The organism is Bradyrhizobium sp. 23 (assembly GCF_023073295.1).
Classification (GTDB): Bacteria; Pseudomonadota; Alphaproteobacteria; order Rhizobiales; family Xanthobacteraceae; genus Bradyrhizobium; species Bradyrhizobium canariense_D.
Window position 1 is genome coordinate 61379 of the sequence record NZ_JADPJF010000132.1, and the last position, 11153, is coordinate 72531.

8 protein-coding genes and 1 pseudogene are annotated in these 11153 nt (G+C 64.0%); 1 reads left to right on the forward strand and 8 read right to left on the reverse strand.

Annotated elements, in window-relative coordinates; all coding sequences use genetic code 11:
• The 3 genes and pseudogenes from tcuB to tcuA all read right to left on the reverse strand — a co-directional run.
• Positions 1 to 457, reverse strand: a pseudogene (tcuB, locus tag IVB32_RS31755) (tricarballylate utilization protein TcuB); the annotation flags it as partial.
• Positions 458 to 461: 4 nt separating this feature from the next.
• Positions 462 to 1490, reverse strand: a complete 1029-nt coding sequence (locus IVB32_RS31760; protein WP_085384376.1) for an esterase — start codon at positions 1488 to 1490, stop codon at positions 462 to 464.
• Between the two features lie 28 nt (positions 1491 to 1518).
• Positions 1519 to 2910: an FAD-dependent tricarballylate dehydrogenase TcuA gene (tcuA, locus tag IVB32_RS31765; protein ID WP_085384377.1), complete on the reverse strand. Its 1392-nt coding sequence runs from the start codon at positions 2908 to 2910 to the stop codon at positions 1519 to 1521.
• Between the two features lie 156 nt (positions 2911 to 3066).
• Between tcuA and IVB32_RS31770 the strand changes: the two genes are divergently transcribed.
• Positions 3067 to 3750, forward strand: a complete 684-nt coding sequence (locus tag IVB32_RS31770; RefSeq protein WP_247372532.1) for a GntR family transcriptional regulator — start codon at positions 3067 to 3069, stop codon at positions 3748 to 3750.
• Positions 3751 to 3762: 12 nt separating this feature from the next.
• On the opposite strand, the gene ybaK is transcribed toward IVB32_RS31770, so the two are convergent.
• The 5 genes from ybaK to IVB32_RS31795 form a co-directional block, all read right to left on the reverse strand.
• Positions 3763 to 4236 (reverse strand): Cys-tRNA(Pro) deacylase, encoded by a 474-nt coding sequence (gene ybaK / locus IVB32_RS31775; RefSeq protein WP_085350047.1) that lies wholly within the window; start codon positions 4234 to 4236, stop codon positions 3763 to 3765.
• 245 nt (positions 4237 to 4481) lie between these two features.
• Positions 4482 to 7250, reverse strand: coding sequence for a formate dehydrogenase subunit alpha (gene fdhF / locus IVB32_RS31780; RefSeq protein WP_247393400.1), 2769 nt, complete (start codon positions 7248 to 7250; stop codon positions 4482 to 4484).
• A complete protein-coding gene (locus IVB32_RS31785) occupies positions 7247 to 8956 on the reverse strand; it encodes an NADH-ubiquinone oxidoreductase-F iron-sulfur binding region domain-containing protein (RefSeq protein ID WP_247372527.1) in 1710 nt (569 codons plus the stop codon). The genes fdhF and IVB32_RS31785 overlap by 4 nt, the downstream gene beginning before the upstream one ends.
• 247 nt (positions 8957 to 9203) lie before the next feature.
• Positions 9204 to 9491: a hypothetical protein gene (locus tag IVB32_RS31790; protein WP_026233096.1), complete on the reverse strand. Its 288-nt coding sequence runs from the start codon at positions 9489 to 9491 to the stop codon at positions 9204 to 9206.
• Positions 9492 to 9582: 91 nt separating this feature from the next.
• Positions 9583 to 11153, reverse strand: a 1571-nt coding sequence (locus tag IVB32_RS31795; RefSeq protein WP_247412649.1) for an OFA family MFS transporter, incomplete at its 5' end; no start/stop codon positions are given.

The window sequence follows — 11153 nt, forward strand, 5'->3', positions numbered from 1 at the left end:
TGAACAACGCTGCCATCGCGTTGTGCGGCATCAACTTGTAGAACGCGCCGGGGCCAGTGTGCACGCCAAACAGCACGCTGCGGTCGTTTAGGGCAGCGAAGCCGAGTATGAAGGCGGCCATGCTGAGCGCGGCGACGATGCTGATGACGAGACCATTGCGGGCGAAGGCACCGGACAGCGCCTGCGGCCAGGCATAGGTCGCATAGGATTCCGCGCGCGCGATCGCCAGCGTCTGCGGGACGTTGACGTTGAATTCGTGCGGCGGCGAGAACTGGCAGTCGACGTAGCAGGCGCCGCAGCCATGGCAGAGATTGGCGAGATAATTGAGGTCGCCGTCGGAGAAGGCGCGGCGCATCTCCATGGCGGGAAAAACCGCGCAAAGGCCTTCGCAGTAACGGCAGGAATTGCAGACCGTCATCAGGCGGTCGCCTTCATCCAAAATTCTGCTTCCGTGCATGGCTTTACTTCGTCAGGCCTTTGCCCTCGAGCCATTTCTGGATCAGGGCCGCGACCTCGAGATTGTTCTTGTCCATCATCACCATATGCGAATTGCCCTTGATGCCTGTCTGCGGGAGATCGATGATGTCGACGCTGCCGCCGGCCGCCTTGATGGCGTCCGCAAAGGCGATGCCGTTGGCGCGGATCTTGGGCCAGCGCGAATCGCGCTCGATATAGTCGCCGTAGATGATGAGGGTCGGGATGTTCTTCAGCACATCCGCTTTGGCGGGATCGCCGATGCCGGCCGGCTCGATCGCAATCAGCGCCTTGACCTTGTCAGGGCGGGCTTGCGCGACCTTGAAGCCGAAGGTGCCGGCCTGGCTGTGGAACAGAAGCACCGAGGGGCCGACGCGATCGATCTCAGCGATATAGGCGGCGATGGTCGCATCGTCGGTCGTGGTCCAGCGCGGTACGTTCTGCTTGACGAAATTCTCGTAACCCTCGACGGGGAACTGGTTGCCCGGCAACAATTTTCGCTTGGCGGGATCGGGATCGTACGAGTTCGGCCCATCGCCGATGCGGAAACGCTCGAACGGGTTGGCCGTGGTCAGGAAGACCGGCTCGCCTTTGAAGATATCGGGATATTGCGCCCAGCCCGCGCGTCCGCGCTCTACTGCGTCGGAGTTATAGACCCCCCACCCCATGCGTAGAAAATAATTCAGCCAGCCTTCGCGTCCGTCAGGCGTGGTCTCGTAGGTGACGCCGGTCAGTCCGCCGCCATGCCACATCAGCAAAGGATAGGCACCCTTCTCGTTTGCCGGCAGGAAATACTGAACATACATCTGCTCGACCTGATACGTGCCGTTGGGATCAACCTTGGCCGGCACTCCGCCGGGCGCGAACACGACCTCCCTCACCGGCTTGCCCGAGATTTCGACAAGACGGCCACCGACATGGAACGAGCCCATGTCTCGCAGCGTGATCGGCTCGGCCGCGTGGGCGTAGCCGACGGTCAGCAGCGCCGCGATCGAAGCAATGGCAATGCGTGACATGGTTCCTCCCTCGTGTCTGTTCTTCCGCCTAATTCTTCGCGTGGCGTGCCGCTTCCCGTCCTGCGATCCGCCCGAACACGCTGCCGATGGTCATGCCCATGCCGGCGGCATAGCCCTTGCCGAGCACGTTGCCGGCCATGATCTCGCCGGCCGCGAACATGTTGGCCGACGGCTTGCCGTCAGCCATCAGCATGCGCGCTTCCCTGGTCACGCGCGTGCCGAGATAGGTGAAGGTGATGCCGGGCCGCACCGGATAGGCAAGGTAGGGCGGTGTCTCGATCCGCCGTGCCCAATGCGTCTTCGGCGGCGTGATGCCTTCCGTGCGGCAATCGTCCAGAATGGTGTGGTCGAAGGTGCCGGGCTGCACCGCGGCGTTGAATTCGGTGATCGTCTTTTCCAGCGCGGCCGGATCGAGCTCGAGCTTGCCGGCAAGCTCAGCCACCGTCTGCCCTGCGATCGGCGGGAATAGCGTCGGCATGAAGCTCGTGACCACGGTGGAGTCGAAGATGATGTAGGCGATCTGTTCGGGCTGCGCGGCCACCAGCCGGCCCCAGATCGCGTAACGCTTCGGCCAGATGTCCTCACCTTCATCATAGAAGCGCTGCGCGTGCTTGTTGACGACGATGCCAAACACGACAGAATCGTGCCGCGTGATGATGCCGCCGTCGAATTTCGGCGCGCGCGCGTCGATCGCGACCGCATGGCACTGGGTGGGGTCGCCGACCTCCTGCACGCCCTTGGCGAGCAGCATCTTCAGGATCGAGCCGCGGTTATAGCGGGTACCGCGGATCAGGAAATTGTCGGCGGCCTCACCCCAATATTGCTTCAGCCATTCGATGTTGGCCTCGAATCCGCCGGCGGCGGCGACCAGCGACGTCGCGCGGATCTCGGTGTCGCCCTTGATCGGCCGCCTGAGGTGGGCGGCGAGAAACATGCCGTCTTCGATCATGAGGTCGATAACCTCGGCGTCGTATTCGATTTCGACGCCGAGCTTCTCGGCGGTGAGATAAAGTGCGTTCAACATCGCGCGGCCGCCGCCGAGGAAGAATGAGTTGGTGCGGCCGAGGCCCAGCGTGCCGCCGAGCGAGGGCTGCCAGCGCACGCCCTGCTCCACGATCCAGTTCAAGATGTCCTTGGACTCGCGGATCATGTGCCGGGCGAGCACCTCGTCGGTCTGGCCGCCGGTGACGCGCAGGAGATCCTCCCAAAACTCTTCCTCAGTGTAGGGGCCGGTGAGGATTTCGGTCGCCTCGTCATGTGCGCAACGCATGTTGCGGGTGTGGCGCGTGTTGCCGCCGCGATAGAACTTTGGCGCGCCTTCGAGTACCAGCACCGATGCCCCACCGCGTCGCGCGCTGATTGCCGCACACAGCGCCGCGTTGCCGCCGCCGATCACCAGCACATCGTATTTGCTGCTCATGCCGTCTGCCCGATGCGACGAAGTTGGAGACATTCTGCCCGCCGGCGGCCTCGGCCAATCCGACTGGTCATTGCGCACCTTTGTATACAAAGATATACGATGTCCGGCAAGCGTCATCCTGCATGGGCAGGATGCGCGTGGCGAGCACGAGGATGCATGGCAAGACGCCCGACAAAAGCAGGCGGCTCGATCGCGCGCGGCGGCGGCGTGGCGCTCGGCGAAGCAGTGTTCCGCTCGCTCTGCGAGGCGCTGCAGGCCGGCAGCTACCGCGCCGGCGACCGCCTGCGCGAGGAAGAGGTCGCCCAGCGGCTGAAGGTCAGCCGCACCCCGGTGCGGGAAGCTCTCGGGCGGCTTGCGGCACGTGGGTTCGTCGAACCTGCCGGCGGCCGCGGCCTGATCGTACGCAACCTCGACATCTCGGAGGTGCTCGAGCTCTACGCCATGCGCGAGATCATGGAGGGCTCCGCCGCCCGACTTGCCGCCGAGCACGCGTCTGCGACCGAGGTCGACGCGCTCAGGGACATCGAGCAGACCTTCGTGGAAGCGTCGGGGACTGATCCCGCCGAGATGGCGCGGCTCAACCGCGCCTTCCACGAGGCGATCTGCCGCGCCGCGCGCAACCGCTATCTCGACAACGCTTCGCGGGAATTGCAGGACTGGATCGCCCTGCTCGGTCCAACCACGTTCACCGTATCCGGTCGCCCGTCGACCAGCCACGGCGAGCACCAGGCCATCATCGACGCCATCGCGGCTCGCGACGGCGGCAAAGCGGAGCAGCTCGCGCGCACACACATCCGCGAAGCGCTGCGCTGTCGGCTGAAGCTGTTGCAAAAACAATAGCAGAGCGCCGCCTCAGGCGACCAGTTCCGCGACGATCGCCTTCAACACGTCCCGCACATCGCCCGGACTGAGCCGCACCTGCAGTCCGCGCTGACCGCCATTCACGTACACGTAATCATGCGCGAGCGCGCTCTGCTCGATCACGGTGCGCACAGGCTTCCGCTGCCCGAATGGGCTGATGCCGCCAACCTTGTAGCCGGTGAGGCGCTCGGCCTCAGGCGGCTTCATCATCTGCGCCGACTTGCCGCTAACAACAGCGGCGAGCTTCTTCATCGAGACTTCCTGATCGGACGGGACGATCACGCAGACCGGCTTGCCGTCGACCAGCGCCATCAGCGTCTTCAAGACGCGCGCGGGATCCTCGCCGAGTGCGGATGCAGCCTGAAGGCCGATGCTCTCGGCGTCGGGATCGTAGTCGTAGGTGTGGACAGTGAAGGCAACACCGGCGGCCGTGAGCGCGCGTGTGGCTGGGGTGGCTTTGGACATGGACGATGTCTAGCACCGCCGCTGCGAGGAGCGAAGGGACGGCGACACGGATGGACACATGCACCACAGCCTCAGCGTCGTCCCGGCGAAGGCCGGGACCCATAACCACAGGGAGGAGTTTGGAGAAGACTCGTCGTTCGGTACGCCCACCATCCGCTAACGAGACACCTCGCGGTGTGGGTCCCGGCCTTCGCCGGGACGACACCGCAGGCATTGTGCCGCCAAATAACCGGCGAGCGCGCAGCCTACTCCGCCGCGTCGCGCATCTCGGCCCGCTCCGCCCTGGCCGCGCAGAACTTGAACTCCGGGATCTTGCCGAACGGATCGAGCGCCGGGTTGGTCAGGAGATTGGCCGCCGCCTCAGCGTAGCAGAACGGCATGAACACCATGTTCTCGGGCACGTCGCGGTCGGAGCGGACCTTGACCTCGACCGCGCCGCGGCGGGTCTCGAGCCGGATGAAATCGCCCGGCGCGAGCTTCTTCCTGTGCATGTCCTTCGGCGACATGAACGCGACCGCCTCGGGCTCGATCTGGTCAAGCACCTGCGCGCGGCGGGTCATCGAGCCGGTATGCCAATGCTCGAGCACGCGGCCGGTCGAGAGCACCATCGGATATTCGGTGTCGGGGATCTCGTCCGGCGGGATGACGTGAGCCGGAACGATCTTGCCGCGGCCGCTGGCGGTCGGGAAGCCCGTGGTGAAGATGATCTCGTTGCCGGGCACGTCGGGACCGTCGACGGGATAGGTCACCGCGCCTTCGCGCACCAGCCGCTCCCAGGTGATGTTCTTCAGCGACGGCATCAACTCCGCCATCTCGGTGAAGACCTCGCCGGGACCGGCATAATTCCACGGCAGCCCCATGCGCTTGCCGATCTCCTGGATGATCCAGAGATCCTGCCGCGCATCGCCCGGCGGCTTGATCACCTGGCGTGCGAGCTGCACGCGGCGATCGGTGTTGGTGAAGGAGCCTTCCTTTTCGGCAAACGCCGAGGCCGGCAGGATGACGTCGGCGTGGAACGCGGTCTCCGTGACGAAGAGATCCTGCACCACGAGATGGTCGAGCATGGCAAGCGCCTGGCGCGCATGCTGGAGATCGGGGTCGGACATCGCTGGGTTTTCGCCCTCGATATACATGCCCTTGATCTCGCCGGCATGGATCGCGTTCATGATCTCGACCACGGTCAGACCGCGCACGGGATCGAGATCCTGGCCCCACAGCTTCTCGAAGGCGCCGCGCATGTCGTCGCGGCCGACCGGCTGATAATCCGGCAGGAACATCGGGATCAGACCGGCATCGGAAGCGCCCTGCACGTTGTTCTGGCCGCGCAGCGGATGCAGGCCGGTGCCGGGACGCCCGACCTGGCCGGTGATCAGCGCCAGCGCAATCAGGCAACGCGCATTGTCGGTGCCGTGGACATGCTGGCTGATGCCCATGCCCCAGAAGATGATCGACGATTTTGCCCGCGCATAGGTTCGCGCGACCTCGCGCAGGGTCTGCGCCGGGACACCGCAGATCGGCTCCATCTTCTCCGGTGTGAACTCCTTGATCTTCTCCTTGAGCTCCTCGAACCCCTCGGTGTAGCCGGCGATGTACTGATCGTCGGTCAGCCCTTCGGTGATGATCGTGTGGATCATCGCGTTCAGCATGGCGACGTCGGAGCCCGGCTTGAACTGCAGATGCTTGGTCGCATGGCGCGACAGCGTCTGCCGGCGCGGGTCCATGACGAACAGCTTTGCGCCGTACTGCTTGACCGCGTTCTTGATGAAGGTCGCGGCGACTGGATGATTCACGGTCGGATTGGCGCCGATCACGATGATGACCTCGGCGTCCATCGCAGCCGAGAACGGCGCCGACACGGCGCCCGAGCTCAGACCTTCGAACAGCGCCGCGACCGACGAGGCGTGGCACAGACGGGTGCAATGGTCGACATTGTTCGAGCCGAAGCCGGTGCGCACCAGCTTCTGGAACAGATAGGCCTCCTCGTTGGAGCCCTTCGCCGAACCGAAGCCGGCCAGCGCCTTCACGCCCTTCTCGTCGCGGATCTTGACCAGGCCTTTGGCCGCGATGTCGAGCGCTTCTTCCCAGCTCGCTTCGCGGAAATGCGTGAACGGATTGGCCGGATCAACCTGGTCGTTGGAATCCTTCTTCGCGTTCGGTAGCCGCACCAGCGGCTTGGTCAGGCGATGCGGATGATGGATGTAGTCGAAGCCGAAGCGGCCCTTGACGCAAAGGCGGTTGCGGTTGGCGGGGCCGTCACGGCCCTCGGCATAGATCACCTTCTCGTCCTTGACCTCATAGGTCACCTGGCAACCAACGCCGCAGAACGGGCAGAGCGAATCCACCTTCTTGTCGGCATAGACGACACGGGTCTGCGCCTCGTCCAGCATTACGGCCGGCATCAGGGCCCCGGTCGGACAGGCCTGCACGCATTCGCCGCAGGCGACGCAGGTGGATTCGCCCATGGGATCGTCGAAATCGAACACGATTTTCGAGCCGTGACTACGATAGGCCATGCCGATGACGTCGTTGACCTGGACCTCGCGGCAGGCGCGCACGCACAGGCCGCACTGGATACAGGCGTCAAGATTGACGCGCATGGCCGGATGGCTGGCGTCGGTCGCCCAACGCTCGGCGGCGGGGAAGCGACTCTCGGTGACCCCAGTGGTTTCGGCCCAGTGCCAGAATTTGGAGTCCGGATCGTGCGAGGTCTCGCGCGCCGGCTGGTCGGCTACCAGCAGCTCCATGACCATTTTTTGCGCGGAAACCGCGCGCGCGCTCTCGGTCTTCACCTTCATGCCGACCGATGGCGTGCGCTTGCAGGACGCCGCGAGCACGCGCTCGCCCTCGATCTCGACCATGCAGGCGCGGCAATTGCCGTCGGGGCGATAATCCGGCGCGGGCGAGTAGCACAGATGCGGAATCTCGCGACCCTGGCGTTTTGCGACTTGCCAGATCGTCTCGCCTGCATTGGCCTCGACCTGCTTGCCGTCGAGCTCGAACGTAATCTTCGTCATTCGGCCGCTTCCTTGAACTCGTCAGGGAAATATTTAATCACGGTGGCAAGCGGATTCGATGCCGCCTGTCCGAGCCCGCAGATCGAGGCATCGCGCATCGCCTGGCTCAATTCGTCCAGGAGAGCGCGGTTCCAGACCGGTTGCTGCATCAGCAGCGCGGCCTTCTGGGTTCCGACGCGACACGGCGTGCACTGGCCGCAGCTCTCGTCCTCGAAGAACTTCATCAGGTTCAATGCGGCCGCGCGCACGCTGTCCTTTTGCGACAGGATCACGATCGCGGCAGAGCCGATGAAGCAGCCGTATTTTTCAAGCGTGCCGAAATCGAGCGGGATGTCGTCCATCCACGCCGGCAGGATGCCGCCGGACGCACCACCCGGGAGGTACGCGTAGAACTGATGGCCATCGGCCATGCCGCCGCAATATTCGTCGATCAACTCGCGCACGGTGATGCCAGCAGGCGCGAGCTTCATGCCGGGATTCTTGACGCGGCCCGAAACCGAGAAGCTGCGCAGGCCGTGCCGCTCATGCCGGCCGTGGCCCTTCCACCAGTCGGCGCCCTTCTCGATGATGTCGCGCACCCACCACAAGGTCTCAATATTGTTGATCAAGGTCGGCAGGCCGAACAGACCGACCTGGAATGGATAAGGCGGCTTGTGCCTGGGTAAGCCGCGCTTGCCCTCGATGCTTTCCAGCAGCGAGGATTCCTCGCCGCAGATATAGGCGCCAGCGCCGCGGCGCATGTGCAGCGTCGGACCGCCCGGCGGCAGCTTCGCGATCTCACGTTCGAGGATTTCGCGCGAGGCCGGATATTCGTCGCGCAGGTAGATGTAGATATCCGAGGCCTGCACCACATGCGCACCGATCAGCATGCCCTCGAGGAAACGGTGCGGATCGCTCTCGAGATAGACGCGATCCTTGAACGTGCCGGGCTCGCCCTCGTCGCCGTTGATCGCCATCAGGCGCGGGCCGGGTTCACCAAGCACCGCGCGCCATTTACGTCCCGTCGGGAAGCCGGCGCCGCCGAGACCGCGCAACGAGGCGTCGTCGAGCGCCTTCAGCAGGTCGTCCGTCGGTAGTTCGCCCGAGCACAGGCGATTGAGCAGCTTGTAGCCGCCGCCGGCGACATAGGCGTCATAGCCGATATATTTGGGCAGATGCGCGTGGGTGTCGCCAGCCTTCGCCGCCGCCATGACATTGGCCACCGTCGCATGGTCAACAAAGTTGTGTCCGACTTCCGCGGCAGGCGCCGTATCGCAGCGGCCGACGCAGGGCGCACGCACCACGCGGATGCCGGGACCTGACGCGTCTTGCAAATCCGCGAGCAGCTTCTCTCCGCCGAGCATCGCGCAGGTCAGCGAATCGCAGACCCGGATCGTCAGCGGCGCGATATCGGGCTCGCCTTCCTTTACCACGTCGAAATGCGCATAGAAGGTCGCGGTCTCGAACACTTCGGCGAAGGCGAGCTTCATCTCGTCGGCGAGCGCGGCGAGATGCGCGGCCGAGATCTGGCGGTACTGATCCTGGATCAGGTGCAGATATTCGATCAACAGGTCGCGACGCCGCGGTCGGTCGCCGAGCAACTGCGCGATCTCATGAGAGGCGGTGGGATCGACCTGCCGTCCCTTGGGTGTGGATTTGGCGCGCTTCCGTCCCTGGCCGGGATGTTCGAACTCGCGAACCTTGTGAACGTCGTCGTTGCTGCTCATGGAGACGTCGCGTTCTCTTCAAATGCGTGATGAGTTTGGACCGGACCGCCAAGGCGATCAGTCTTCATTTCCCGACTCGATCAAACGGAACCACCGGTTCCTGCGTCCCGCCGATCAAGCCAAATTCGACGCAACTCTAATCTCTGGTATGCCAGATGCAAGAGATTTAGAGCGTCTCTAGAATGATTTAGGAGGCCGGCGGTCGCCCGCCGTGCCCTTTTGCGCAAGCGTCGGATGGAACCCGATCTCAAGTCTTGCTCATGCACTCTTCAATGTAGAACCAGCGATCGTCGCCGGCGAGGCCCTTGGACTTCACGTCGGCGCGGCAGGCTTTCAGCTTCGGCTTGTTGGTTGCCCATTTCGCCTTCATGTCTTTCAGCTTCTGCATGGTGAGCTTCATCTTGCCAGGTTTGGCTTGCGTCGCTGCAGCAGGCGCTGCCGGCGGCGTCGCCGTCTGCGCGGATGCGGCATGAAGGCCAGCGACGAGCAACACGGCCGCGAGGCAAATTCGAAGGCAAATTCGGGTGCGAATCATTTCAATCCCCCTAAGTCCCATTTCTGATGATGTCCGAAAGGCCAACGAAGCGGGACGCCTGATGAGCATCCCGCTTCTGTCTCGACGACGGTCAGAAGATCTTGACCGCGCTCTCCAATGTCTTCCAAACACCCCAAAGCAGGGGGACGCCGACGAACGCCCAGAACAGCGCCGCCTTGGCGTCAAGCCCGCCAAATCCGATGCCGTAGGAGCCGTGCGGCCCCGCGGCGGCGGCGCTGGCGCTTGCAGCCTGCAACTTGGCGACATCGGCGTCCTTCATGTGCCACTTCGAATCGACCGGCTTGATCAGATAGTTGCAGATCAAGCCCGCAATCAGCATCGCACAGAGGATGTACATAGTCGTGTTGTAGAGCTGATCGCGCGGCACGCCTGCCGCGAGCTGGAACTCGCGGATGTAGTTGACGACGACGGGACCGATGATGCCTGCGGTGGACCACGCCGTCAGCAGCCGGCCATGGATGGCGCCGACGAACTGGGTTCCGAACATGTCGGCGAGGTAAGCCGGCACGGTGGCGAAGCCGCCGCCATACATCGATAGGATGATGCCGAAGCCAAGCACGAACAGGAGCTTCGAACCCATCGCCGCAAAGGTCGGCGCCAGCGCGTAGAGCACGATGCCCAGGATGAAGAACGTATAGTAGGTGTTCTTGCGCCCGATCTTGTCCGACAGCGATGCCCAGAAGAAGCGGCCGCCGATGTTGAACAGCGACAGCAATCCGGCGAAGCCCGCGGCGATCGCGGCGATCTGCGCCTTCTGCCCCGCATCGAGCGCGTTGAAGCCCACCTCCGGCAGGCCGATCAGCTTGCCGGCGAAGATCTCCTGCAGCATCGGCGATGCCATGCCGATCACACCGATGCCGGCCGACACGTTCAGGCACAGCACCCACCAGATCAGCCAGAATTGCGGCGTCTTGTGCGCATCGTTGAGATGGACGTTGGCCTTCGAGATCATCGCGTTGGCCTTCGACGGCGCGGTCCAGCCCTCGGGCTGCCAGCCGGGCGGCGGCAAGCGATAGCGGAACGCGCCGATCATCATGAACACGAAGTAGATGACGCCCATCGTGACGAAGGTCTCCCAGACGCCGACCGAGGTCGGGGTCTTGAAGTAGTTCATCAAGAGGTTAGCCAGCGGCGCGCCGATCATGGCGCCGCCGCCGAAACCCATGATGGCCATGCCGGTCGCCATGCCGCGACGGTCCGGGAACCACTTCACGAGCGTCGAGACCGGCGAGATATAGCCAAGACCGAGACCGATGCCGCCGATCACGCCCGAACCCAGCCACAACAGCCAGAGCTGATGGGTGTATACCCCGATCGCACCGAGGAAGAGGCCGCCGCACCAGCACAAGGCCGAGACGAAGCCGGCCTTGCGCGGGCCTACGCGCTCCAGCCAGCCGCCCCAGACCGCAGCCGCGATACCGAGCAGCACGAAAAAGAGCGTGTACATCCACCCCATGCTGGCGACCTTCCAGTCGCAGCTGGTCGTGAACAGCTCCTGAAACAGTGACATGTCCGCGCACGCCTTCGGCGCGGTAACTCCGATCGCGCGCGACAGCGGCAACCAGAACACCGAGAAGCCGTAGGCCATGCCGATACAGAGATGGATGCACAGCGCAGCCGGCGGCACCAGCCAGCGATTGA

Excerpts from the sequence above, each read along its gene's own strand:
- IVB32_RS31760 (WP_085384376.1), bottom strand. The coding sequence starts at position 1,490 with ATGTCACGCATTGCCATTGCTTCGATCGCGGCGCTGCTGACCGTCGGC.
- tcuA (WP_085384377.1), bottom strand. The coding sequence starts at position 2,910 with ATGAGCAGCAAATACGATGTGCTGGTGATCGGCGGCGGCAACGCGGCG.
- IVB32_RS31770 (WP_247372532.1), top strand. The coding sequence starts at position 3,067 with ATGGCAAGACGCCCGACAAAAGCAGGCGGCTCGATCGCGCGCGGCGGC.
- ybaK (WP_085350047.1), bottom strand. The coding sequence starts at position 4,236 with ATGTCCAAAGCCACCCCAGCCACACGCGCGCTCACGGCCGCCGGTGTT.
- fdhF (WP_247393400.1), bottom strand. The coding sequence starts at position 7,250 with ATGACGAAGATTACGTTCGAGCTCGACGGCAAGCAGGTCGAGGCCAAT.
- IVB32_RS31785 (WP_247372527.1), bottom strand. The coding sequence starts at position 8,956 with ATGAGCAGCAACGACGACGTTCACAAGGTTCGCGAGTTCGAACATCCC.
- IVB32_RS31790 (WP_026233096.1), bottom strand. The coding sequence starts at position 9,491 with ATGATTCGCACCCGAATTTGCCTTCGAATTTGCCTCGCGGCCGTGTTG.